Here is a 23,776-nt window from a genome sequence, read left to right as displayed (position 1 = left end):
GAAGTGGAAAAAGGTCCTGGCGCCAGATTTTGCGGAGTAATGTCGCCAGGACCTGAAAGCATCCGCCGCACAGGCCATGTGTCACAACCCCGACAGGGAGTTCGTGGGGCGCCAAGGGGCACCCTTGGGCCTGCTGTGCATCGGGGCGATGCTGGCCGGCCTCATCGGGCTCAAACGGTTGCAGTCGAATCCAGGCTCGATCTTCGTTGACAGGCAGGCTCGCCGGCGGAGATGGCCTTGAGTGAGTGTGTTTTTTGCCGCTGTGCACCTGCAACGACAGGGGCTAGACTGCCGCGATAAAACCAAAATAACGACGTGACCTGCCTTGTATGAAAATCCACCCGTTACCCCCCCTCAACAGCTTGGTCGCGTTTGAAGCGGCAGCGCGCCATTTGAGTTTTACCCTGGCGGCACAAGAATTGAACGTCACCCAAGGGGCAATCAGTCGACAAGTCCGCCTGCTTGAAGACTACTTGGGCAAGGTCCTGTTCGAACGCACCACCCGCACGATTCACCTGAGCCCGGCAGCCAGCCAATACTACGAGACGGTCCGTGCGTCACTGCTGCAGGTTGCCCAGGCTACCGGTGAAATTCGCCATTGGCAGGGCGCCGAGCAGGTGACGGTCGCCACCAGTACGGCGATGGCTTCACTGTGGCTGTTGCCAAAAGTGAGTGAGTTTCAACGCGAGAACGAAGAGATCGATCTTCGAATCATCGCCCATGACCAGGTCAAGGATTTCTCTCGCCTCGATTGTGACCTGGCCTTGTATTACTGCCGGACACCGCCCAGGGACATGCAGGTCACGCCGTTGTTTTCCGAAGAGGTGTTCCCGGTGTGCAGCCCCGCTTACCTGGCCAGGCATCCGGCCTTGAACAAGCCCGAGGACCTTGCTGCCTGCACCTGGTTGTTCCTCGACGACCCCCAGCGTGACTGGATTGGCTGGCCCGAATGGTTCCGCAACCTGGGCCTGAAAAGCGTCGAACCCAAACGCCGGATCAATATCAATAGCTATTCGATGCTGATCCAGTCTGCTATCAGCGGACAGGGTATCGCGCTGGCCTGGTCCAACCTGGTCGACGATTACCTGCATACGGGGGCCTTGGTGCGACCGCTCGACACGGTTTTGTGCACCGATGCGCAGTTCTGCTTGCTGGAGCCCTTGGCGCGTGGCGGTATGCGGCAAAGTGTAAAACGCTTTCGCAGTTGGCTGATGAATCAACTTCCAGCGCCGCAGGACACCAAGTAACGAAGTGGTCATGGCTAATCGTCAGTCGAACTGAATCACCTTCAGTTTTAATCCCTCGAACCCTCGGTATTTTCAATGCCGAGCGGCCACATTGCATGCGCTGACTTCCTGATTATTTATGACAGAAAGTCATGAATGGCGCCGGAAATATCGTTTGTCGAGCCCCCTCTGTTTTCCCAAACTTGCTGCCAGCGGACCTTGGCCCATGTGCCTGCCGACCCTTCAATACCGTGCCCAGCAGGGGAGAACAATAATGAGCAGCATCCAGCAAATTCCTGTGCATCAACTTGAAACCGTCCTTAATCCGATTCATGAAGCGACCGGCCTCGGCAACGAGTTCTACACCGAACAACGCTACTTCGAGCTCGAGCGCGATCAGGTCATGGGTAAAACCTGGGCGTGTGTCGGTTTCGCCAGCGACCTGGGCAAGGCCGGTTCGGTCAAGCCTGTCGATTTCATGGGGTTGCCGTTGCTGCTGATGCGCAACCGTGAAGGCCTGGTGCAGGTGTTCCATAACGTTTGCAGCCACCGCGGCATGAAGCTGGTGGAGGAGGCCGGTGAGGTACAAGGCGTCATCCGTTGCCCTTACCATTCCTGGACCTACGACCTCAACGGCGGCCTGCGTGGCACGCCCCATGTCGGCGGCATCGACCAGCACAAGGACGAACGCTTCGCCTGTGAAAAACATGGCCTGAAAGCCATCCGCAGCGCGATCTGGATGGACATGGTGTTCATCAACCTGTCCGGTGAAGCACAACCGCTCGAGGACATGCTGGCGCCCCTGACCCAACGCTGGACGCAGTTTCTCGGCGAAGACGGCATGAGCCTGCTGCGCCGCCGCCCTGGCCATGACGCCACGACGCTGGACATCAACTGCAACTGGAAGCTGGCGGTCGAGAATTACTGCGAGGCCTATCACCTGCCGTGGGTGCACCCGAGCCTGAACTCGTACTCGCGCCTGGAAGACCACTACAACATCATTTTCGACCAGCACTTCGCCGGCCAGGGCAGCTACGCCTACAACCTGTCGGACGTCGCCGGCACGCATTTGCCGAAATTTCCCGCCTGGCCGCTGGATCGCCTGCGCAACGCCGAGTATGTCGCGTTCTTCCCTAACGTCCTGCTCGGCATCCAGGCTGACCATGCCTTCGCCATGCAGCTGGAGCCGGTTTCGCCGGGACGCACGATCGAACATTTGCGCCTGTTCTATGTGGGCGACGACGCCGCCACCAGCGAGGAGTTCAGCGCTTGCCGCGAGGCGATCCTGGAGTCCTGGAAAGTGGTGTTCGCTGAAGACATCAGCTCGGTCGAAGGCATGCAGAAAGGCCGTCATTCCCCAGGCTACAGGGGTGGGGCGTTCTCTCCGGAAATGGACATTCCGACGCATTTCTTCCACCAGTGGGCCGCCCGTCAACTGCTCGCCACCACGCCGTCTGCCTGAGGAGGTTGTCCCATGTATCCGATAGCCTCTCACTGGCTCAATTACATCGACGGTCAATGGTGCGACAGCGCCCAGCGCCTGGCGGTCAACAACCCCGGTACGGCGGAGCCGCTCGCGACCATCGCCCAGGCCACCGTCGACGATGCCGAGCGCGCATTGCTGGCTGCCCGCCGCTGTGCCGACAGCGGTGAGTTGAACCGTGTGCGTCCGGCGCAGCGCGTCACCTGGTTGCTGCGCATTGCCGAGGAAATTCGCGCCGTGGCCGATGAGGGCGCCTGGGTGCTGTGCCAGGAAAACGGCAAGCGCCTGAGCGATGCCCGGGACGAGTTCATCGAGGCGGCGCGCTACTTCGAGTATTACGCCGGCATGGCCGACAAGATCGAGGGCACGTCGATCCCGTTGGGCAATGGCTACATGGACTTTACCCTGTACGACCCGATGGGCGTTTCGGCACAGATCGTTCCGTGGAACTTCCCGGTGTCGATCTGCGCCCGTTCGCTGGCGCCGGCCCTGGCGGCGGGCAATGCGGTGGTCATCAAGTCCCCCGAGCTTTCACCGCTGGGCATGTGCGTACTAATCCGCGCTATTGCCAAGGCCGGCTTGCCCGACGGTGCGGTCAACCTGATTTGCGGCCGCGGCCGCGAAGTCGGCGCGTATCTGGTCAGCCATCGTGCTGTCGACCAGATCGTGTTCACCGGTTCTGTACCAACGGGCCAGTCGATCCTGCGCGATGCCGCGCAGCATGCGATTCCCAGTGTAATGGAGCTGGGCGGCAAGTCCGCGGCGATCGCCTTTTCCGATGCAAACCGCGAGCAACTGCTGGCCAGCGTCCAGTCGGGCATTTTCTTCAACGCCGGCCAGGTCTGTTCGGCGATGTCGCGCCTGTTGGTGCAACGCGACATTTATGAAGAGGTAGTCGAGGCCGTCGTCGCCATGGCCGAGGGGCTCAGCGTCGGCCTGGGGCAGGACAACGCAGACCTCACCCCCGTGGTCAGCGCCGGGCAACTGGCGGGTATCGAAGCCTTGTGCCGCCGCGCAGTGGAAGACGGCGCGGTGGCGGTCACCGGTGGTGAAGCATTCGCTGACCGGGCCGGGCATTTCATGCGCCCGACCGTGTTCCGCGACGTTACCCCGCAGATGTGCATTGCCCAGGAAGAAGTGTTCGGGCCAGTCCTGGCGATCCTGCCGTTCGACACCGAAGAAGAGGCGATTGCCATCGCCAATGGCACTGAATTCGGCCTGGTGGCCGGCGTGTTCACCCAGGACATCAGCCGCGCCATGCGCTGCACGCGTCGCCTGAAATCCGGCCAGGTGTTCGTCAACGAATGGTATGCCGGTGGCATTGAAACGCCTTTTGGCGGCGTTGGGTTGTCAGGCTTTGGCCGGGAAAAGGGCCAGGAAGCCTTGTACAGCTATGTGCGCACCAAAAACGTGGCGATCCGGGTCGCCGGGGAGTGAGTAGCATGTTCAAGACTTGGCTTTGCATCGTGTGTGGCCTGATTTACGACGAAGCACTGGGATGGCCGCAGGACGGCATCGTCGCCGGCACCCGCTGGGAAGATGTCCCCGAAGACTGGATGTGCCCTGAATGCCACGTGGGCAAGTCTGATTTCGATATGCTCGATATCAGTGAGTACACTCAGGCGGCCACGGTTGCCAGCGTGCCGGTCAGCGCGCCACCGCTGGCTGTTGCCGCGCCGTCGCCACGCCAGCCGATCGTCATCATCGGCAGCGGTTATGCCGGTTACGGCCTGGCCCAGGCGTTGCGCAAGGCCGACCCCAAGGTCGAGATCCGCGTGCTGACCCAGGAGTCCGGTCACCTGTACTCCAAGCCCGCGCTTTCGATCGGGTTGTCCCAGGGCAAGAGCGCCGAAGCCTTGTCCGGCGAAACGCCACTGGCCATCGAGCAGCGTCTGAACCTGCGGGTTTATCCGCACTGCAAGGTGCTGGGCATCGACAGTACGGCACGGCGCCTGCGCACCAGTTTCGGTGACATGGAATACGGCCAGTTGGTCCTCGCCAGCGGTGCGCAACCGATTCGCTTGCCGATCCAGGGCGATACTTCAGCGCTGATCAGCGTCAACAATCTGCAGGACTACCAGGGGTTTCGTGAGCGCCTGGGCGGCGTGCGGCGCGTCGCCATTCTCGGGGACGGCCTGATCGGCTGCGAGTTTGCCAACGATCTGGCCCATAACGGTTTTGACGTCGATGTCATCGGCCTGGGCCGCTGGCCGATGGAGCGCCTGTTGCCCGCCGAGGCCGGGCAGATGCTGCAATATGCGCTGGGTGAACTCGGGGTGCGGTGGCATTTGCAGAACACGCTGCAGGCCATCGACTCCAGTGGGCAGGGCTATCGCCTGACGCTCGCCGATGGTCGCACCCTCGAGGTGGACCTGGTGTTGTCCGCCGTTGGTCTGCGCCCCGACCTGAGCCTGGCCGAGAGCGCCGGCGTGGCGGTTGGACGCGGCATTCAAGTCAACGCCCAGCTGCAAACCTCAGTACCGGGCATCTATGCCCTGGGTGACTGCATCGAGATCGGCGGGCAACTGCTGCCTTACCTGGCACCGATCAACCAGGGCATCCAGGCCCTGAGCAAAACCCTGCTCGGCCAACCGACCGCCGTCGACTACCCCTTGATGCCCGTCACGGTTAAAACCCCGGCCGCGCCGCTGTGTCTGTTGGCGCCTGCCAGCGCCTGCGAGGGTCAATGGCGCTGCACGCCGACCGAGGATGGCTTGAGTGCCGGTTTCTACGATGACCGCGGCCAGCTCAATGGTTTTGTCCTGCTTGGACGCCAAGCGCAAACGCAACGCAGCGCATTGCTGCAGTCCTGTCAGCACTCTCAGCAGGCAGTTGCCTGAGGCCAGACACATGAAAAACACGATCAACCTGCCTTACGACGATGCGAGTTGCGGCTGGTATGCAGCGTTGCCCGATCAACCGGCCTGCAGACGCCTGTCCGGCGAACAGCGTGCCGACTACGCCGTCATCGGCGCGGGCTTTGCCGGCCTGGCGGCGGCTCGTCGCCTGGCCGAGCATCATCCGCAAGCCCGTATCCTGTTGGTGGATGCGCAACGGGTCGCCCATGGGGCCTCAGGGCGCAACTCGGGATTCGTGATCGACCTGCCGCACAAGTTCGCCCTCGAGCATCCGGACCCCGCGCACAAACAGCGCTTGCTGTCGCTTAACCGCGCCGCGATTGCGCAGTTGCAGGGCCTGGTGCAAACCCATGGGATCGATTGCCAATGGTCCCATGCCGGCAAGTATCAAGGCGCCGTCGGCGAACGTGGCCTGGCCTACCTGGATCATTTCGAACGCCTGATGAGCGACCTCGGCGAACCGTTCCGCCGGGCCGATAGCGCGGAGCTGGCCAAGGTGTTGGGCACCGGCCATTATCGCGGCGCCATCTACACCCCCGGCTGCTACCTGATGCAACCGGCGGCGCTGGTCACGGGTCTGGCCCGGACCTTGCCGGCCAATGTCGAGTTGCTGGAAGAATCACCCATCCAGCGCCTGGAGCGCGACGGCCGTGGCGGCTGGATCTTGCACGGCACGGCAGGGCAGATACGTACCCCGCAGTTGCTCCTGGGCACGAGCATCTTCACCCAGGAGTTCGGTTACCTGCGCAATCGCCTGTTACCCGTCATGACCTTCGCCAGCTGGACCCGTCCCCTGACCGATGCGGAGCTGGCGACCTACGGCGGCCAACTGGACTGGGGGCTGACCCCGGCGGATCACGCCGGCACCACGGTGCGCATGACCCAGGACCGCCGCCTGATTATCCGTAACACCTACAAGCACGTACCCAAATACGGTCGCAGCACCAGCGATGCCATGCGTTCGAAAGTGCAGGATGCGCACCGCAAGGCCTTCTTGGTGCGCTTCCCGCAGTTGGCGCAGGTGCCTTTCAGTCACACCTGGGGCGGCGTCTACGCGATCTCGCGTAACTTCACCAACTTTTTTGGCGAACTGGAAAACGGTGTCTATGCGTCGGCGTGCGACAACGGCGTCGGTGCCGCCTGGGGCACCATCTCCGGGACGATGCTGGCTGATCTCGCGGTGGGGGCAGAATCTGCCCAGCTCAACGATATCCGTGCGGTGACCGGCATGCCGTCGCTTAACCCGCCGGAACCCTTTCTCGGCCTGGGCGTTCGTTCGCGCATTCGCCTGGCGGCCTGGAACAGCCGGAGCGAGCTATGAGCCCGGCGGATAAAGGCTGCCGCCGGGTGCTGCGCATCGACCATCAGGACCTGGACTTTACCTTTCGAGGTGGCCCGCCAGGCGCCGCGTATGTGGCGCGAGCCCTCAACAACGAAGTCTCGCCGAACATCGGTGTGGGTTTTGCCCGCTGGGAAGGGGCGCAAGTGGCCTGGACGGTGCTGTATGACGAGGTGATTTTCGTCATCGAAGGGTGCTTCGAGTTGCAGGTCGGCGACGAGCTGTTTGCCGTCACTCCCGGCCAGTTGCTGTGGATTCCCGAAGGCACCGAACTGGTTTATGGCGGGCACGCGTTGTTCGGGTATGTGGTTCACCCGGGTAACTGGAAGCAACTGCACGGTTTGGCTTGAACCATCATTATTCAGGGAGTCGGTACGGTGATAACACTGACAAGAACCTTCGGCGCCCTCTACCTGGCCAGCTTGTTGATGCAACTGGGATCGACCTTGCTGATGACCTATCTGGCGCTGCGCCTCAATGCTTTGGGTGCGAGCGAAACGGCGGGTGGCGCGTTGATGGCCGCCAATGCCCTGGGGATGGTGCTGGGTGGCTGGGTCGGGCGCAGCCTGATCGCTCAGGTCGGGCACATTCGCACCTACGCCGCTTGCGCGGCAACGATTGCGGCGGCGGTCCTGGCCCATGAGTTCAGCACGTCCCTGGCCTTCTGGCTGGTACTGCGGGCGCTGGTGGGACTGGCCATGATGTGCCAATTGATGGTGCTGGAAAGCTGGCTCAACGACCAGGCCCGGACCGAGCAGCGCGGCGGTGTCCTGGCGCTGTACATGGTCGCCAGCTACGTCGGCATGATGCTCGGACAATTGGCCTTGAGTCTCGACGAGGGGCTGGGAATCCGTGCGCTGTTGGCTGTGGCGATGGTGTTCGCCCTGTGTTCGGTGCCGGTGGCGCTAACCCGCCGCACGCATCCCATGGCGGTACACGCGACCTCGATTGACCTGCGCTTGTTCCTGCGGCGCGTTCCACAGGCATTGGGGACGATCCTGGTGTCGGGCATGCTCAATGGCAGCTTCTACGGCCTGGCTGCGATCTATGCGAGCAAGCAAGGATTGGGCACGGCGCAGGTCGGTCAGTTCCTGGCGTTGACCATCGGTGCCGGGCTATTGGCCCAGTTGCCGTTGGGCTGGCTGTCGGACCGGCTGCCCCGGGCGAGCCTGATCCGCGCGGTGGCGGTATTGCTGGTACTCATCAGCCTGCCGCTGGGGTTCGCTCAAGCGCCATCGTTCACGACATTGCTGTGGTTCGGTGCCGGCATCGGTTTTCTGCAGTTCTGCCTGTACCCGCTGGGCGTGGCGTTGGCCAATGACAACATGGAGCCGTCCTTGCGCGTTTCGCTCTCGGGCATGCTGTTGATCACCTTTGGGGTCGGCGCCTGTATCGGGCCACTCATTGCGGGGGCGCTGATGGAAGGCTTCGGTGCGTCGAGCTTTTATTTTTTCCTCGGGGGCAGCGCCGTGTTGCTGGCCCTGTTCGTAGGGCAGGCGAAAGTCACGCTCTTGAGCGAACAGGGGGCCTGCGAAAGTACCCTGGAAACAGGCGCTTGATTGCGTCCTATTGATGCGTTTTTCTCATGAGTCGGTGACGAAAAATGGTTTGAGCGCTGGTCAGCTTTAAACGATCTTGGTGACGCTGCCAAAGGCGTAATAAACCGGAATTTACCTGCAGGTGAAACCGTCCTGGTGTCATTCGATACCAGGCGATAAGCGAACTGCGGAACATATCCAAACCCTTAAACAAAAACAAAAGGGGAAAACAATGCGTGCTCAATCCGGCCTGTTGAAAGGCCTTAATCCGAATGTGACCGTGGCTTCGATATTAGCGGTGATCATATTTGTCGTGTTCTGTGCATTTAAAGACGAGCAGGCAGCCAAGGCTTTTGAAATGGCTTCGGTGTTTATCCTGCATAACTTCAAATGGTATTACATCGCCCTGATCAGTGGCGTGCTGGGCGTACTGCTTTATATATCGATCAGCCGTTTCGGCAACTTGAAACTTGGCACCGAACAGGATGTTCCCGAGTTCAGTTTCGCCTCCTGGATTGCCATGCTGTTCAGCGCGGGAATGGGCATCGGACTGATTTTCTGGTCCGTGGCCGAACCCATGCTGCACTACGCCGACAACCCGTTTTCCAAAGGCTTGACGGACGAGTCCGCGACCCTGGCGATGCGCATCACCCTGTTCCACTGGGGCCTGCATCCATGGGCGATCTTCTCCATGATTGGCTTGAGCCTGGCGTACTTCGCCTACCGTAAAGGTTTGCCGCTGGCCCTGCGATCGCTGCTTTATCCGCTGATTGGCGATCGTATCTACGGCTGGGTCGGCCATGTGGTCGATATCATGGGGGTGGTGATCACGGCCTTTGGCGTGTCCCAGTCCCTTGGCCTCGGTGTGGTGCAGATCAATACCGGATTGCATCAGGTATTCGGTATTCCGGTCAGTGTCGGCTTGCAGTTATCGATCATTCTGTTTGTCAGTATCGTTGCTTGTATTTCGCTGTTGGCCGGACTGTCCAAGGGAATGAAGCGTATCTCCACGCTCAATATGTACCTGTCGTTCATCCTGATGCTGGCCGTGTTGGCAATCGGTCCTACACGTTACATTCTCAACCTGATGTTTGAATCCACCGGCGACTATGTGCAAAACATAGTTGGCTTGAGTTTCTGGATGGACACGCAGAAAGACAGCGAATGGCAAAACTGGTGGACGGCGTTCTACTGGCCATGGTGGATGACCTGGGGTCCTTTTGTCGGCCTGTTCATCGCGCGCATTTCCAAAGGCCGGACCATCCGTGAACTGGTGATCGGGGCGCTGGTGGTACCGACCCTGGTGACCATCCTGTGGATGTCGGTGTTCGGTGGCGCGGCGCTGAAAAACGAACAGCAGGACAGGCAGGCCTACCAGGCATCCGTCGCCAGCCAGGTGGTGACCCAGGAGCAGCCGAAGTTCGAAGGCGGCACCGTGTTGCTCGCCACCAAGAAAGAGACCACCGCGGCCATGTTCACCTTGCTGCAGTCGCTCGATGGCCAGGCCATGGGTGCCGCGCTGTCGATACTGGTTTGCGTGTTGCTGGGTGTGCATTTCGTCACCACTGCGGATGCCGGTACCCAGGTTCTGTGCACCTTGTGTGCGTTGGGCAGCACCAATCCGCCGAACTGGATCAGGCTGCTCTGGTGCATTCTTGAAGGTGCCATTGCCGCAGGGTTGTTGCTGGCCGGGGGACTCAAGGCCATTCAGATGGCAAGTATCGCCGCCGGTTTGCCGATCGCCATGTTGCTGTTGGTAATGTCCTATACGCTGATCCACAGCTTGCGCAAGGAGATGCCGAGCGTGCCGGCCTGGGCGCCAGCGCTGGATCGCCTGCCGCAGCAGGGGCGTTCTTCACAGGAGGGGCGTGAAGCTCTGGCGGCCACTGCCGCCTGATAAGCCTTGCTGAGGCATGCGTGAACACACCGCGACCGTCTGCTGCCAACACAGCTGACGGTTGCGGTTTGATGACTTCCTGCAGATTTCGATCCCTGCATTCCTGCGCATTCTGTTCACAGTGTTTATCCGCCAGGGCGCTGTTTGGCGCCCGGGCAAACCCCTAGCATCGTCTCTACCGAAGGAACCCGGGCCAAGGGTTCCAGAGGTACCCATCAGCCACCCTGAACGAGACGGTGAACCCCATGAAAAGAATCGCGATTTTCCTTGCACTCGGTTGCATCGGTGCCCAGGCCTTTGCCGAAGAAAGCCATGCCAGAATCTCGGCCAACAAGCCACCGATCGAGACCTACACCTACGGTTCGAGACTGGACATCAAGAAGGTCATTTCCGTGACCGATGTCGCGCCAGAGTGCGGTCCGGTTTCGGCGCAGATGACCTACGAAGATTCCCAGGGCCTGCGCCATGTCATGCAGTATCAAGTCATGGGCACTGGGTGCTCGAACGGTTGAGTACGGCGGTGACGATGGAGGGTCGACACTCCATCCTCAGATGTTTGTAGTGCGTTTAGATGAACGGGCAATTTTGTCATCGTCAGCCAGCAACCCGGGCAGGTAGTCCTTGAGAAACTCCACCCAGGTTTTTATTTTTGCATCGACGAATTTTCGTGAAGGGTAGATGGCGAACAGGTTCAACTCTTCAAAATGGTACTGCGGCAGAACCCGCACCAGGGTGCCTGCCTTGAGGCTGGCCACGGCGGACGCGATCGGCTGGATGCCAATGCCCATGCCGCGGGTGATGGCGACGGTCATGGCATCGGCGGTATTGACGTGAAACGGCGACACCGGTGTGTTGACGGCCTCCACGCCTTCGGGCCCCTCGAATACCCAGTGCTCGGCCGGCATCACCGTGTTGACGATTCTCAGGCAATCATGTGTGCCGAGTGAACCCGGCGTGTCGGGTATTCCTCGTTTTTCCAGGTAGGTCGGCGAAGCGCAGAGAATGCTGTAGGTGATGCCCAGCCGCTGGGCGACGAAGCCCGAGTCGGGCAGGTCGCGCGCCAGCACGATCGACATGTCATAACCTTCTTCCAGTAGATCGGGCAGCCGATTGGTCAAGGCCAGGTCAAACAGGACCGAGGGGTGTGTCTCGCGGTATTTGGCAATGGCGTCGATCACGTAGTGGTTGCCGATGGCCGACATCGCGTGAATCTTCAGGCGGCCCACGGGGGTGACCTGTGCGGTGCCTGCTTCCTCCTCCGCTTCTCGCAGTTCTTCCAGAATCTTCTCGCAGCGTTCCAGATAGCGCGTGCCGGCTTCGGTCAAGGCCAGGCGCCGGGTCGTACGGTTGATCAGGCGGGTTTGCAGGCGGGCCTCGAGACTGGAGACCGCCTTGGAAACGTTGGTCGTGGTGGTGTCCAGCAAATGCGCGGCTGCGGTAAAGCTGCCGCTCTGGGCGACCGCCAGGAAAAAACGCATGCTCTGGAATACATCCATCGTTGTCGTCTCTTGGGTCAACCAAAAAAAAGGACGGCACATGACCGTCCCCTCCAGGCCTGTCATTGTTTGCGCGGGATGAACCCCGGTACTCCGGTTTCCACTACGGAATTGAAGCGTATCCGCGTTGTGATCTCCTGGTGAATTTCCAGCATGGCCCTGTGGGGCAGGGTGGTGATATGGAAGTTTTCCTGGATATGGGCGGGTGTCGCCGAGGTGGTCAGGAACGCGACACCGCGCTGTACCGCCCAGGCCAGTGCGACCTGGGCCGGGGTTCTTTGCAAGTGCCGGGCGATGCCCAGGATCACTTCGTCCTCCAGCACGTTCGGTTCCATGCCGTGGCCCAGCGGCGCGAAGGCCAGGAGGATGATCCCGTGTTCCTTGCAGTACTCCAGCAGTTCCCATTCCGGCAGGTACGGGTGGGATTCGACTTGCACCACCGCGGGTTTGATTCGCGCCACGGCGACGATTTCTTTCAGCGCCTCCAAGGTGATGTCCGACAGGCCGATGGACCTGCAACGACCTTGATCGACCAGTTGCTCAAGGGCCCGCCAGGTGTCGATCAGGGTTACACCAGAGTCGTAGAGGACATGGCCGAAGGCATCCCTGGGGTCCTGGTCGTCCCCGGCCTGGAACGCGAAGGGCGTGTGGATCAGATAGCAATCGATGTAATCCACCTGCAGCCGTCGGCAACTGGCTTCAAAGGCCGGCAACACCCGTTCGGGGCGGTGGTTGGTGTTCCACAGCTTGGTGGTGATGAACAGGTCTTCGCGCCGGGCCTTGCCCGCGTCCATGAAAGCTTGCAGGGCAACGCCGACCGATTCCTCGTTGCGATAACGCTCGGCGCAATCGAAATGACGGAACCCGGTTTCCAGCGCGTGGGTGATCGCCTGGGTGGTGACGCCGAGGTCCTTGAACAGGGTGCCGAAACCCACGGCGGGCATCTGCCCAGAACCGTGATTGAGGGCAAACCGGGTATCTCGCAGTTCATCGTGAAAGGCTTCGTAGGACATGTCTTGACTCCAACTACCGAGGCCGCAGCCTCTACTGATACGAACGTTGTGGTGCCTGGCGGCTGGCCAACCGTTGCTCGGCCACGCCGACGGAGTTGCCGCCGAGGGCTACAAAAAGCTGCACGGTGTCGAGGTATTGCGCGGTCTTGACGCGGATCTGGCTCAGCAGCGCCTGTTGGTAGGCGCGCTCGGCTTCGAGCACCTGGAGCGTGCTGTTCTCGCCCAGGGCATATGCTTGCCGGTTCAGACGCAAGCTGGTGTCGGCCGCTTGCAGTGCATCCTCCTGGGCGCGAAATTCCTGCGCGTCGTGGTTGATTGCTTGCAGCGTGTCCGCGACCTGGCCGAACGAGCTGATGACGGTCTGCTGGTAGTCAGCGAGCGTGGCGTTGTAACCCTCGACGGCGGCCTGTTGTTCAGCCTTGAGGGTTCCGCCGTTGAAGATCGGCCCGGCGATTCCCACCGCGAACCCCCAGAGTGCGGCGCCGCCATTGCCTGATGCGGCCTGGGCCAGGGAGGCGGACAACGTCACCCGCGGATAGAGATTGGCGGTCGCCACGCCGACCGCGGCGCTGGCAATGTGCAGCTCGGCCTCGGCCTGGCGCACGTCCGGACGGTCGTGGGCCATTTCCGAGGGCAGGCTGACCGGCACGTTCGACGGCAAGGCAAATTCGTCGAGGTCAAAGTCCGGCGCAATCCAGTCAGCCGGGCCCTTGCCCGTCAGGATAGACAGCGCATGGCGCGCAGCATCCCGTTGCTGGGCCAGGGGCGGCAGCAACGTACGGTCCTGGGCAAGCCGGGTCTCTGCCAGCGACACATCGACCTGGGTGGTGGTGCCGCTGGCATGGGCCGCGCGCACCAGTTCGAGGTTGCGGGTGTCGTTGTCCAGCAAGGTCTCCACGGCCTGCATCTGCGCATTGGCAGAAGCCACCAGCAACGCCTGGCTGGCGACCTCGCCGGTCAGGGTCAGGTACGCGGCTTCGTAACGATGCTTTTGCAAGTCGCTAAAGGCTTGCTGCTGTTCGACGAGCCGCTTGTTGCCACCGAAGACATCGAGGTCGAAACCCACCCGCGGCCCGATTGCATAAAAGTTGGTGACCGACGGGTCCTTGGTGTTGTGCAGCCGTTGGCGACCCGCTGCCGCAGCGAAGTCGACCTGCGGATACAGCGCGCCTCGTGCCGCAGCCACCGATTGTGATGCCTGCCGTATCGTTGCATCGGCAGCGACCAGCTCCAGATTGCCGTCGATGGCCCGGCGCACCAGTTGGTCGAGCGTGGGCGAGCCAAAGGCGGACCACCATTGCCCGGTGACCTTGTTGCCCAGGGCAATGCGCTGCGAACTCCCCTGGCCAAGACGCTGCTCGGCCTGTTGATCGTAGTGCTGCGATTGGCTCGTCGGCGGGGCCTTGAAGTCAGGGCCGACGGTACAGGCAGAGAGCAAGACCATTGCCGACACTGCCGCGATTTTCGTTGGGAACAGATGACTGGATTTCATTGCACAGACTCCACGAAAATTAATTGGCCGGTATCGGTTTGCGCAGAAAGACCACCAGCGGGCTGACCACCAGCATCGCCACCAGCAGGATCTTGAACTGGCCGATAACGGCGATGAACGCGGCCTGATGGGTGATCATGTGGTTAAGCCCTTCGAGTGCCGGCAACGACATCGACGCCGTGCCCCCATGAGCGGCAGCGCGATAGGGCGTCACGTTGGCGGCCAATGCCAGGTGCATCGCCTGGGTATTGTTGAAGAAGAAAATCTGCACGATCGCTACGCCCAGGGTGCTGCCGTAGACCCGCGAAAGATTGAACAGGCCGGTCCCCTCCGCCCGAAGTGCGGGGTCAAGGGTGCTGAACGCGACCTTGGTCAGTGCCGGCATCAGCAGGCCGATGCCGATGCCCTGGATGGCCCCGGCAACCGCCACCGGCGACCAGTCCATCAAGGGCGAATAGTCGAGCATCAGCCCGTTGGCAAAGATCACCAGGGCCACGCCTGCCGCCACGAATAGCCGGCGATCGAAACGCTCGGGCACCCAGCCCATCAGCACAAACGCACCCACCAGCCCGATGCCACGCGGGATGGTCAGGGCACCGGTGGTATCTGGGGGGTAGCCGAGAATTTCATCGAGCATCGGCGAGGTCAGCGCCATGGTCGAGAGCAGCACGAAACCCACGGCGAAAAAGATCAGCGTCGACAGCACGAAATTGCGATCACGGAACAGGCGCTTGTTGAGGAAATGCGTCTTGCTGGTCAATACGTGCACCATGAACAAGTACAACCCCAGCCCACAGGCCAGTGCTTCGATCCAGATTTCCGGCGAATCGAACCAGTCCAGGCGTTCGCCGCGGTCGAGCAGCATCTGCAGGCCGATCAAGGCCAGGGTGAAACTGCCGAAGCCGAAGAAGTCGAAAGAAGGCGCTTCCTCGGGTTTTTTCTCGGCCAGCAGCAGGGCCACGACCAAAAAGATGTACGCCGACAACGGCAGGCTGATGTAGAAGATCGGGCGCCAATCGAAATGCTCGGCGATCCAGCCACCGATGCTTGGGCCGCTGACGATGCCCAGGAGCACGATGGCGGTCCAGGTCGCACCAAATTTCATGCGCTTCTCGGGCGCCAATGTCTCCATGGCAATTGCCATCGACAGGGGCGCCAGCACGCCACTGGCCAGGCCCTGGATGATCCGCGCAGCAATAAATTGCAGCGGCGTCGTGGCCACCGTCGCGAGCAGCAAACCGAGGACGAAGACAGCCAGCGCGGCTTGATAGACAAGCTTCAGGCCAAGACGTCCGGCAAGCCACTGGGCAATCGGCAGGGTAATGGCGCTCGCCGCGAGGTACGCCGTGAAAATCCATCCGGCCTGGTCGTCAGTCATCGACAGGGTGCCTTGAATCAGCCGCAGCACCGCATTGGGCAGCGGCAGGTTGGCGGACTGCATGTAAGTGGCGAGCAGCACCGCCAATCGAAGCGAGTGCGCACGGCCCGGATCCGCGGATGTCTGTGCATGGGCGTTCATCAGAAGTTACCTGCGGTCAGCAGCGACTTGAGCGGGTGCCACCATGGCGTGCGATGTCCGGTATCGACCTCGACTGTGGCACTGGTGCCGGAAAACAGTGGCAGGGCAGGGTCCGCGTCATCCAGTTCGAGGCGAACCGGTACCCGCTGGACCACCTTGACCCAGTTACCGGTGGCGTTTTCCGGCGGCAGCAGGGCGAAGTCCGACCCGGCGCCAGGGCTCATGCTGGTCACGTGGGCCTTGAACACGTGCCCGGGGTAAGTGTCGATGCTGATGCGCGCTTCCTGACCTGCTCGCATGTGCGTGACCTGGGTTTCCCGGAAGTTGGCCTCGACCCAGATCTCATGGTCGCTGATCAACGCGAAGGCGGGTGCGCCGCTGTTGAGGTAGTTGCCCACCTGCAAGTCGTCGACCTTGGCAACTATGCCGTCAGCAGGCGCATAGACCGTGGCGTAGGCAAGGTACAGCTGCGCTTCATCGAGCTGCGCCTTGGCTTCACGCACCGAAGGGTGACTGTCGGCCTCGATGTTCGGGTTGCCGTCCAGGGCGACGACGGTGCTGGCGATCTGTTGTTCGATCGAGGCAATGCGTTGCCGCGCGATCTTCAGGTCGGTTTCCGCGCGCTCATAAATGGCCCGGGAAACAAAGTCGGTCGCAACCAGCGCTTTCTTGCGGGCGAATTCCTTCTGGTCAAAGTCCGCTGACTCTTTGGCCGATTGCAGTTCTGCCTGCTGTTGACGGTAGCTGGCCTTGAGCCCATCGATGCGCAGCCGCGCGACACTCAGTTGCGCTTGCGCACGATCGATTGCGATATGCAGGGGCTTGGGGTCGAGGCGAAACAGCACTTGGCCCTTGCTGACCTTCTGGTTGTCCTGGACGGCGATGTCCACGACCTGCCCGGAAATCCGTGCATTGACCGAGGCCTTGGCCACCCGGGCGTAGGCGTTATCGGTGGTAACGAAGGGTTCGCCAGCCACGTAGTACGCATAGCCAATGACAGCGAAAAGGGTAGGCAGGCCCACCATGAGCCAAGGCCGCAGCTTCTCCTTCAGGGGTTTGTTGATCGGCGATTGGGCCTCATAGGCCTGCGAAGCCTTGATGTCGATGGATTGAGTCATGATCGAATGGACCTTTAACCGGGAAGGCGGGCCTGCAGCAATCGCCTGGCACCGACGTCAATGAATGTTGTGGTAAAGCAAACCCGCAGGTGCTTGGGAGGATCGCTCCGGCACCGCTGTTTCGTCGCTGCAACACCCGGTTTGAGCTGCGCTTGAACAAACATGAATCAAGGAATTTGTGGTTCCTTATTTTTGTGCGATTGTGTAAAAATATCCCCGCATCCACCTTCCTGCAAGGATTTTATACGACATGGCACAAAATAAAGTGACAGCGGGCAAAGGCCGCGGCCGACCCCGCGCGTATGACCCGCAGACAGCGTTGCAACAAGCGCTCGGTGTGTTCTGGAGCACTGGCTATTCCGGCGCCTCCCTGGACAGCATCGCCACCGCGGCCGGGATGAATCGCCCCAGCCTCTATGCGGCCTTTGGTGACAAACATGCGCTGTACATCAAGGCGCTCGAGCAGTACTGGGAGTTTGCCGCCGCCGACATGCAGGCCGCGCTGGCCGACAACCAACTGACGTTGTGCCAGGCGCTGATGCGTTTCTACGAGGGACAGTTGTCGATCTACTTTTCGGGCGACGGTCAGCCACGTGGCTGCTTCGCGATTGGCACGGCGACCACCGAGGCTGTCGAGGATCCGCAGATCCGAGCGGTGCTCAGTGATCGCCTGAGCAGGTTGGATGCCGATCTGGAGGCGCGCCTGCGCAGGGCCATTGCATCTGGCGAATTAAAAGACGATGTCGATGCAGGAGCCCTGGCGGTGCTCGCTTCATCGCTGCTGCACAGCATTTCGATCCGTGCGCGAGCCGGCAAGTCGCGTGAGGAATTGACGGCGCTCGCACGTAATGCGGTCGGTGTGATCTGCGGTGAGTGAAGGGCTCGACGATATACTGGCGCCACAATTGGACGTGGTTTTTTGCGGCATCAACCCAGGCGTGACTGCCGCGGCCCAGGGGCATCATTTTGCCGGTCGGGGCAATCGTTTTTGGCGCACATTGCACCTCGCCGGTTTTACGTCACATCAACTTCAGCCGGAGCAAGACCAGGACATTCTGCGCCATGGCTGTGGTTTGACCGCCGTGGTCCAGCGGCCGACGGCGCGGGCGGACCAGCTGTCGGCCCATGAATTTGTCGCGGCCGCGGCGGCTTTCGAACAAAAGATCGCCGGTATTGCGCCACGTTTCGTGGCGTTTCTCGGTAAGGCGGCGTACTGCGCCTTGTCCGATCAGCGCGACGCTGCCTGGGGACCGCAGCCGAAGACATTCGGCAATGCCGCGGTCTGGGTCCTTCCCAACCCCAGCGGGCGAAATCGTGCCTTTTCCCTTGAGCAATTGGTCGCTGAGTACAGCCAACTGTATGTTGCACTGGGCGCGCGCCTGTTTTAGCGCGAGAGTCCAGAAAAGTCTTGGGTGTGCACCAAGGACGCGCCTGACGCCATTTTTTCCGGCCCTGAATATCGCTCGCCCAGACCCGTTCCGTGGCTCTGTGTGGCAGTGATCGGCTGTCCGATGGGAGGCGATCTACGCCGACGCTCGACGGCATCTTCGTTGCATTGGTTTATTTGTGCGATGGGTGATTTGACGGCGTTTTTATAAGAGGCCACTGCATGCATAAACACTTGCTGTCTCTGACAATTCACTTAGGCTGCTTACGTCGTTTTTTTGACGTTATCCGCCGCCGTTTTATATTTCTATTTATTATTGTGACGTGCTATTGACGTACTGGCTATCTGCTTATAGGCTCCATTTAGCCTGATTCAGATTTCCTCAATCGACTCATCCCAAACCCTCAGCGCAGGGAGGCGGTTATATGCGGACGACAGTTTTCATTAAGTTGATTGTGTTATTTGCGACTCTGAATGGAGTAGCCGTTGCCACTGCCCAAGCAGCCAATTTGCCCTATGAAATTAGTCGCATAAGTAGCGCTTGCGAGGGTGCAAGGACTCAGGCAGCCGTGGCTTCGACCGAAGCTGCGACTGCGGCGTCGACGAGCCTTGGTACAGTCCATGGTGGCTCTTCGCTAGATGCCAAAAGTGCCAAAATTTCCAACGCTGATAATGGATCCAAGTCGGGAGTAAATGCTTCCGTCAATAGTTCAGCATGCGACGGTTTAATGACGGAAGTTGCCAAGCAGCCGTTCGCGATTAATTCAGTACAAGACAAGGGGCTGGCGGGTGATTCGGCGTTTCACGACACTCAGCCCAATGCAGTCCCGGTCTCTGCGGTTGTATGGTTATTCTCTTCCGCACTATTAGGTTTCATCGTTGTCGCCAATCGGCGCAAGATTTAAGTGTGAGTTTTGCGAAATAGTTTTTCTTGTGGGTGCTACAGGCCTAAAGAGGACGCTGATTGTAACGGTTGATCCTCATTAGATGAGCTAACCAGGCGGAGGATTCCAGATGCTGCGTTTAATGTTACCTGCACTGTGTGCGCTGGCGATCTTGCCCGGCGTGGCCCGTGCCGCCGAAGACAACTCCTATCTCCTGAACGCTGGAGACAAGGTTGAAGTGTCCATTTGGGGCGAGCCAGCGGAAAAAATAGAGCGCGTAGATGTGCTGCCCAATGGCTACATCACTTTGAAGCTGGCGGGGCCGGTCAAGGTCAAAGGGCTTGATACGGCTCAAGCTGAAAAGATAATCACTGAAAAACTCACGAAATATTATCCCGATCCGGTAGTCAGCGTTGTGGTAACCGAGGCCAAGGGCAATGTCGTCTATGTCCAGGGCAAGGTAATCAAGCCCGGCAAGGTGCAGATGAACGGTGAGACCGATGTGCTGCAAGCCTTGAGCGAGGCTGGCGGGTTGGACAAGTTCGCTGACAAGGACGAAATCAAGCTCTTGCGGCGCGAAGGGAAAAAACAGAAAGTACTGCTCGTCAACTACGACGATCTGATCGCCGGACGTGACATGTCCACTAACTTTGAACTTCAGGCCGGCGATACGCTGGTCGTTCCCTGACATTGCGCGATGCATTAAGGATTAACTTGCGTTCATTGCAAACAACCGGAGTGGTGATGGCAATATTGACTTTGCCATGTTCCGGCATGACCTACGCCGGCGCCTGGCAGTCGGCAGTTGCGCTGCCCATGACAGTCGAGCACGACAGCAATCCATTGCTCTTGACGAGTGACGAGAAAGCGATCACGCGAACGATCATTGCCCCCGATTACACGCTGGTGGGTAATTTTGATCGGGACCAGTGGAAGTTTGGCCTCGGTGTCAATGTGGAGCGCTCGTCCGATACCGACGTCGTGTCCAATCGAGAAGACCCGAGGCTATCGTTTGGTTGGCAGCGTGAGACCGAAAAGGGTGGCTATGGACTCACGGCGAGATACATCGAGAGTTCGACGCTTTCCACTGAAGTCCAGCAAACCGGTGTCACAGACTCGACCGATGGCACGCAAAAGCTCTCGAACATCGGCGGTAACTGGCGATCCGCGGTGACCGAGCGCAGCAGCCTGGTCGACGAAATCGACCTCACCCATGTCGAATACGACACCGCCTCGCTGACCAACTACGATGAGCTGACCAACCGTCTCAGCTGGCTTTATCAATGGAATGAGCGGGTCGAACTGTTCACCCGATTCGAAGCGACGCGTTATGAGCCCAAGGACGACACCAGCACCCTGGGCTCCTCGAACAGCTACACCCCGGTGGTCGGCGTGAACTACCAGATCTCCGAGCGGTTTACGGGATCTGTGTACGGCGGTATGAACAAGGTATCCAACAGCAACAGTGGTCCCACTGGCCAGGGTGGCGTGAGCCTGCGTTACACCGGTGAGCGTGTCGAGACCAATGCCGAAGCCAGTCGCAGCACGATCGCCAACGGGGAGAACGGCCTGGTCGAGTCCGATGAGCTTCGGGGTAACTGGAGTTATCTACTCGACGAGACCAGTCGTGTCGGTGTTGATGGCTCCTGGCAAAAAACCAAAGGGGACGCGCCCAGTACCTTTCGCACATACGGCGCGTTTGTGAGTCGCGAGCTCTCGCCTTTTTGGCTTGCACGCCTATCCTTCACCTACAAAGAGCGCGAGCGAGACGGCTTGCCAAATGCCGATGCCAACATCATAGGGATGACCTTGATCTATAGTCACCCCGACTTCTGACCTTCAGCAGCGTGGTATTTATGTCCTCTGAATACGAAATGTCGGTCAACGACTACATTGCAGTAATCAAGCACCGGGCCTGGCTGTTGATTGTGACGGGGGCCGTGATAATCGGGGCGGCTGTATTGGTGGCGACCTCCATGCCACCGATCTATCAGTCGTCCGGAACTATCCTGGTGGAATCTCAGCAGATTTCGCCGGACCTGGTGGCGGGGAACAATAATACCTTTGCTGACGAGCGCATCGAAGTCATCCGCCAGCGTGTGATGACCCGTGAGCACTTGGAGGCGATCATCAACAAGTACAATCTTTTCGAAACGGGCAGCCGGCGCCTGACCCTGACCGAAAAGATCGAAGAGATGCGCAATGCGATTTCCGTCGCCCTGGTCAGTGCGGCGGTGAAGGGGCGAGGCGAGGTAACGATTGCCTTCCGCCTTGCCTTCGAGCACAGGGAGCCAGAAGTCGCGAACGAAGTGGCCAACGAACTGGTGACGCTGTTCCTCAATGAGAACATCAAGCAGCGCACCGAGCGCGCCAGTGAAACCACGGAGTTCCTGACCCAGGAGGCGAACAAGCTGCGCACTGAGCTGGAAGTGCTGGAGAACAAACTGGCGGACTTCAAGCAAGCCCATGGCAACGCGTTGCCTGAGCATCAGGAACTGCGCATGAACATGTTGTCGCGCTCTGAACTCGAGCTCAAGGATATCGACCGTGACTACAAGGCGGCCAACGAGGATTTGCGCTTCCAGGACCTGGAACTGTCGGCGGCCCATGCCGGTCTGTCGATCAAGCAGGGCACGGCAGGTGCGGCCGCTGAACCGGTAGAGGATCTGGCCAGCCTCAAGGCCGAGTACGCCCGGCTGCTGACGATCTACACCGAAGCCCACCCGGATGTTCGGACGGTCAAACGCAAGATCGCCGCCATGCAGGCCAGTCAAGGTCGCGGCGGTTCCGTCACGCCGGTCAGCCTGGACGTTGCCAGGGTCCAGGCGCGCATTGCCGCCTCGGAACAGCGCATGCGATCGCTGGCCGCGCAGAAGCAGCAGTTGTTGGACAAGATCGCGACCCTGGAAAGCCAGATTCTCGAGGCGCCGCAAGTGGAACGTGGCTTGGTCACGCTGATGCGCGACCATGAAAACGCACGCAAGAAATACGAAGAAATTCGCACCAAGGAGATGAGTGCGAAGATTACCGAAAGCCTGGAGCAGGAAAACAAAGCCGAGCGTTTTGTGCTGCTCGAAGCGCCGCTGATGCCGGAAAAACCGGTACGGCCGAACCGCAAGAAAGTCGTGGCCCTGGGCTTTGTCCTTGCGCCGGTAGGGGCGGGTGCACTGGTGATGTTGCTGGAGATGCTGAGCCAGCGGGTACGGGGTGTCGACGCGCTAACCAGTGTGCTGGGCAGGCGCGTACTGGTTGCCATTCCCTACATTCATACCCAGGCGGAACTGGCTCGTCGCAAACAGTGGCGAACGATACTGGTGCTCTGTGGCGTCTTGATGATCGTGGTCTCTCTGGTGCTCCTGCACTTCTTCTACATGCCACTGGATCTGCTGATGTTCAAGGCTCTGGCGCGGTTTGAATAAGGAATATTGCGATGGAAATTATTAAGCCACCTCTGGGTAAGGGCGAACAATCGCCTTCGTCAGGCCTGGTGCTCTCTTCATCCGGACAGCCTGCACCGCTCAATGCGCTCAGTTACGTACAAACCAAGGTTGTACCGTTGCGAGCCGAGCACCTGGAGCGCCATCGCATTGTCGCCTACAACAAGAATTCGAACATGGGCTGGGCGTTCGATCTGCTGCGTACCCAGGTCTTGAAGGCCATGGAGGAGAATGGCTGGCGCACGCTCGCCATCACCTCGCCGACGCCGGAGGCGGGCAAGTCGGTGTTGGCGATCAACCTGGCAATGAGTATCGCGCACCACACGACCAAGACGGCGCTGCTGGTGGATTTCGATCTGCGTTGTCCCAAGGTCGGTAGCTACCTGGGGCTGCCGATGGAAAAATCGCTCAATGAATTCCTGACCAACGAAGCAGAGCTGCAAGAGGTCCTGGTCAATCCGACCTTGCCGCGCTTTGTGGTCTTGCCGACGCGCGAACCGATTCCGCTCTCCACCGAGGTGCTGTCTTCGCCGGTGGTGGGCGATTTGATCGTTGATCTGCGCGAACGCTACAACTCTCGAGTTGTGATCTTCGATTTGCCGCCGGTGCTGAGTTCGGATGATGTGATAACTATCCTGCCCAAGTTCGACTGTGTCTTGCTGGTGGTTGCCAATGGCATGAATACCAAGAAAGAGATCGAGGAGAGTCTGCATCATCTGGGCAGGGCGAACCTGATTGGTACGGTGCTGAACAAGTCGGGGCCGGCGAAACGGCCTTACTAGGAATTGCCGCACGGCTCGCGGTTGTCCCCGATCAACTGTGGGAGCGAGCCTGCTCGCGAAGGTGGCCTGACGGCCGACCTATTGTTTGTTGTCTGAGTTCATATCCATTGGTGCGGTAAAGGCTGGATTTCGCTTTTACCTTAGGAGCCAGGCTTGCCGGCGAAGGCGTCCTGGCGGCCAATGGGGATTTGTGACTGAGTACATATCCATTCCTGCGGTAACGGTCACTTATGGTTTCGCCCTTACGGCGAGTCACTTGGAAGAGCCCCAAGTAACCAAGGGCTCTTGCCCCTGGCGTTCGGTGCCT

At 60.0% G+C, this 23,776-nt stretch carries 21 protein-coding genes; 16 read left to right on the top strand and 5 right to left on the bottom strand.

Features of this window, described 5'->3' with window-relative positions:
- Window positions 1–329: 329 nt before the first annotated feature.
- The 9 genes from AC3WWR_RS24930 to AC3WWR_RS24890 all read left to right on the top strand — a co-directional run bounded on the left by AC3WWR_RS24930 (window position 330) and on the right by AC3WWR_RS24890 (window position 10,853).
- Window positions 330–1,247: a LysR substrate-binding domain-containing protein gene (locus tag AC3WWR_RS24930; RefSeq protein WP_020798167.1), complete on the top strand. Its 918-nt coding sequence runs from the start codon at window positions 330–332 to the stop codon at window positions 1,245–1,247.
- Window positions 1,248–1,500: 253 nt separating this feature from the next.
- The gene (locus AC3WWR_RS24925) at window positions 1,501–2,688 is read left to right on the top strand and encodes an aromatic ring-hydroxylating oxygenase subunit alpha (protein WP_020798166.1); all 1,188 of its coding nucleotides are present in this window, start codon (window positions 1,501–1,503) and stop codon (window positions 2,686–2,688) included.
- Window positions 2,689–2,700: 12 nt separating this feature from the next.
- Window positions 2,701–4,146, top strand: a complete 1,446-nt coding sequence (locus tag AC3WWR_RS24920; protein WP_083348840.1) for an aldehyde dehydrogenase family protein — start codon at window positions 2,701–2,703, stop codon at window positions 4,144–4,146.
- A gap of 5 nt (window positions 4,147–4,151) precedes the next feature.
- Window positions 4,152–5,549 (top strand): FAD-dependent oxidoreductase, encoded by a 1,398-nt coding sequence (locus tag AC3WWR_RS24915; protein ID WP_020798163.1) that lies wholly within the window; start codon window positions 4,152–4,154, stop codon window positions 5,547–5,549.
- Between the two features lie 10 nt (window positions 5,550–5,559).
- Entirely contained in the window at window positions 5,560–6,888 is a 1,329-nt protein-coding gene (locus AC3WWR_RS24910; protein ID WP_151141870.1) for an NAD(P)/FAD-dependent oxidoreductase, read from the top strand.
- Window positions 6,885–7,256, top strand: coding sequence for an ethanolamine utilization protein (locus tag AC3WWR_RS24905; RefSeq protein WP_020798161.1), 372 nt, complete (start codon window positions 6,885–6,887; stop codon window positions 7,254–7,256). The genes AC3WWR_RS24910 and AC3WWR_RS24905 overlap by 4 nt, the downstream gene beginning before the upstream one ends.
- A 27-nt stretch (window positions 7,257–7,283) precedes the next feature.
- Window positions 7,284–8,465 carry an MFS transporter gene (locus AC3WWR_RS24900; RefSeq protein ID WP_020798160.1) on the top strand — a complete coding sequence of 394 codons (1,182 nt, stop codon included), beginning with the start codon at window positions 7,284–7,286 and terminating at the stop codon, window positions 8,463–8,465.
- A gap of 211 nt (window positions 8,466–8,676) precedes the next feature.
- Complete coding sequence (locus AC3WWR_RS24895; RefSeq protein ID WP_151141872.1) at window positions 8,677–10,341, top strand: BCCT family transporter; 1,665 nt, start codon at window positions 8,677–8,679, stop codon at window positions 10,339–10,341.
- A 245-nt stretch (window positions 10,342–10,586) separates the two neighbouring features.
- The gene (locus AC3WWR_RS24890) at window positions 10,587–10,853 is read left to right on the top strand and encodes a DUF2790 domain-containing protein (RefSeq protein WP_151141874.1); all 267 of its coding nucleotides are present in this window, start codon (window positions 10,587–10,589) and stop codon (window positions 10,851–10,853) included.
- Between the two features lie 36 nt (window positions 10,854–10,889).
- Here the strand turns inward: AC3WWR_RS24890 and AC3WWR_RS24885 are convergent, their stop codons facing one another.
- From AC3WWR_RS24885 to AC3WWR_RS24865, 5 genes are all read right to left on the bottom strand, one after another.
- Window positions 10,890–11,837, bottom strand: a complete 948-nt coding sequence (locus AC3WWR_RS24885; protein WP_020798157.1) for a LysR family transcriptional regulator — start codon at window positions 11,835–11,837, stop codon at window positions 10,890–10,892.
- Between the two features lie 62 nt (window positions 11,838–11,899).
- Entirely contained in the window at window positions 11,900–12,850 is a 951-nt protein-coding gene (locus AC3WWR_RS24880) for an aldo/keto reductase (protein ID WP_020798156.1), read from the bottom strand.
- Window positions 12,851–12,881: 31 nt separating this feature from the next.
- Entirely contained in the window at window positions 12,882–14,342 is a 1,461-nt protein-coding gene (locus tag AC3WWR_RS24875) for an efflux transporter outer membrane subunit (RefSeq protein WP_492599159.1), read from the bottom strand.
- A gap of 19 nt (window positions 14,343–14,361) precedes the next feature.
- Window positions 14,362–15,861, bottom strand: a complete 1,500-nt coding sequence (locus AC3WWR_RS24870; protein WP_492599158.1) for a DHA2 family efflux MFS transporter permease subunit — start codon at window positions 15,859–15,861, stop codon at window positions 14,362–14,364.
- Window positions 15,861–16,979 carry an HlyD family secretion protein gene (locus tag AC3WWR_RS24865; RefSeq protein WP_151141880.1) on the bottom strand — a complete coding sequence of 373 codons (1,119 nt, stop codon included), beginning with the start codon at window positions 16,977–16,979 and terminating at the stop codon, window positions 15,861–15,863. Before AC3WWR_RS24865 ends, AC3WWR_RS24870 begins: the two co-directional genes overlap by 1 nt.
- Window positions 16,980–17,229: 250 nt before the next feature.
- On the opposite strand from AC3WWR_RS24865, the gene AC3WWR_RS24860 reads away from it, so the two are divergent.
- From AC3WWR_RS24860 to AC3WWR_RS24830, 7 genes are all read left to right on the top strand, one after another.
- Entirely contained in the window at window positions 17,230–17,856 is a 627-nt protein-coding gene (locus AC3WWR_RS24860) for a TetR/AcrR family transcriptional regulator (RefSeq protein WP_151141882.1), read from the top strand.
- Window positions 17,849–18,367 (top strand): G/U mismatch-specific DNA glycosylase, encoded by a 519-nt coding sequence (gene mug / locus AC3WWR_RS24855; RefSeq protein WP_083348850.1) that lies wholly within the window; start codon window positions 17,849–17,851, stop codon window positions 18,365–18,367. The genes AC3WWR_RS24860 and mug overlap by 8 nt, the downstream gene beginning before the upstream one ends.
- A gap of 568 nt (window positions 18,368–18,935) precedes the next feature.
- Entirely contained in the window at window positions 18,936–19,271 is a 336-nt protein-coding gene (locus AC3WWR_RS24850; RefSeq protein ID WP_141195465.1) for a hypothetical protein, read from the top strand.
- A 109-nt stretch (window positions 19,272–19,380) separates the two neighbouring features.
- On the top strand, window positions 19,381–19,938 hold the full coding sequence (locus AC3WWR_RS24845; RefSeq protein WP_020798150.1) for a polysaccharide biosynthesis/export family protein: 558 nt from the start codon (window positions 19,381–19,383) through the stop codon (window positions 19,936–19,938).
- A gap of 56 nt (window positions 19,939–19,994) precedes the next feature.
- Entirely contained in the window at window positions 19,995–21,086 is a 1,092-nt protein-coding gene (locus AC3WWR_RS24840; RefSeq protein WP_033043908.1) for a hypothetical protein, read from the top strand.
- A 20-nt stretch (window positions 21,087–21,106) separates the two neighbouring features.
- Window positions 21,107–22,669 carry a GumC family protein gene (locus AC3WWR_RS24835; RefSeq protein ID WP_020798148.1) on the top strand — a complete coding sequence of 521 codons (1,563 nt, stop codon included), beginning with the start codon at window positions 21,107–21,109 and terminating at the stop codon, window positions 22,667–22,669.
- An 11-nt stretch (window positions 22,670–22,680) separates the two neighbouring features.
- The gene (locus AC3WWR_RS24830; RefSeq protein ID WP_020798147.1) at window positions 22,681–23,469 is read left to right on the top strand and encodes a CpsD/CapB family tyrosine-protein kinase; all 789 of its coding nucleotides are present in this window, start codon (window positions 22,681–22,683) and stop codon (window positions 23,467–23,469) included.
- Window positions 23,470–23,776 lie beyond the last annotated feature (307 nt).

This window comes from Pseudomonas sp. EB271-G4-1, from assembly GCF_058791355.1.
The sequence above is the reverse complement of the archived record's forward strand: the minus strand, read 5'-3'. Positions and strand labels throughout refer to the sequence as shown.

Excerpts from the sequence above, each read along its gene's own strand:
- AC3WWR_RS24930 (WP_020798167.1), top strand. The coding sequence starts at position 330 with ATGAAAATCCACCCGTTACCCCCCCTCAACAGCTTGGTCGCGTTTGAA.
- AC3WWR_RS24925 (WP_020798166.1), top strand. The coding sequence starts at position 1,501 with ATGAGCAGCATCCAGCAAATTCCTGTGCATCAACTTGAAACCGTCCTT.
- AC3WWR_RS24920 (WP_083348840.1), top strand. The coding sequence starts at position 2,701 with ATGTATCCGATAGCCTCTCACTGGCTCAATTACATCGACGGTCAATGG.
- AC3WWR_RS24915 (WP_020798163.1), top strand. The coding sequence starts at position 4,152 with ATGTTCAAGACTTGGCTTTGCATCGTGTGTGGCCTGATTTACGACGAA.
- AC3WWR_RS24910 (WP_151141870.1), top strand. The coding sequence starts at position 5,560 with ATGAAAAACACGATCAACCTGCCTTACGACGATGCGAGTTGCGGCTGG.
- AC3WWR_RS24905 (WP_020798161.1), top strand. The coding sequence starts at position 6,885 with ATGAGCCCGGCGGATAAAGGCTGCCGCCGGGTGCTGCGCATCGACCAT.
- AC3WWR_RS24895 (WP_151141872.1), top strand. The coding sequence starts at position 8,677 with ATGCGTGCTCAATCCGGCCTGTTGAAAGGCCTTAATCCGAATGTGACC.
- AC3WWR_RS24890 (WP_151141874.1), top strand. The coding sequence starts at position 10,587 with ATGAAAAGAATCGCGATTTTCCTTGCACTCGGTTGCATCGGTGCCCAG.
- AC3WWR_RS24885 (WP_020798157.1), bottom strand. The coding sequence starts at position 11,837 with ATGGATGTATTCCAGAGCATGCGTTTTTTCCTGGCGGTCGCCCAGAGC.
- AC3WWR_RS24880 (WP_020798156.1), bottom strand. The coding sequence starts at position 12,850 with ATGTCCTACGAAGCCTTTCACGATGAACTGCGAGATACCCGGTTTGCC.
- AC3WWR_RS24875 (WP_492599159.1), bottom strand. The coding sequence starts at position 14,342 with ATGAAATCCAGTCATCTGTTCCCAACGAAAATCGCGGCAGTGTCGGCA.
- AC3WWR_RS24870 (WP_492599158.1), bottom strand. The coding sequence starts at position 15,861 with ATGAACGCCCATGCACAGACATCCGCGGATCCGGGCCGTGCGCACTCG.
- AC3WWR_RS24865 (WP_151141880.1), bottom strand. The coding sequence starts at position 16,979 with ATGACTCAATCCATCGACATCAAGGCTTCGCAGGCCTATGAGGCCCAA.
- AC3WWR_RS24860 (WP_151141882.1), top strand. The coding sequence starts at position 17,230 with ATGGCACAAAATAAAGTGACAGCGGGCAAAGGCCGCGGCCGACCCCGC.
- AC3WWR_RS24845 (WP_020798150.1), top strand. The coding sequence starts at position 19,381 with ATGCTGCGTTTAATGTTACCTGCACTGTGTGCGCTGGCGATCTTGCCC.
- AC3WWR_RS24840 (WP_033043908.1), top strand. The coding sequence starts at position 19,995 with ATGGCAATATTGACTTTGCCATGTTCCGGCATGACCTACGCCGGCGCC.
- AC3WWR_RS24835 (WP_020798148.1), top strand. The coding sequence starts at position 21,107 with ATGTCCTCTGAATACGAAATGTCGGTCAACGACTACATTGCAGTAATC.
- AC3WWR_RS24830 (WP_020798147.1), top strand. The coding sequence starts at position 22,681 with ATGGAAATTATTAAGCCACCTCTGGGTAAGGGCGAACAATCGCCTTCG.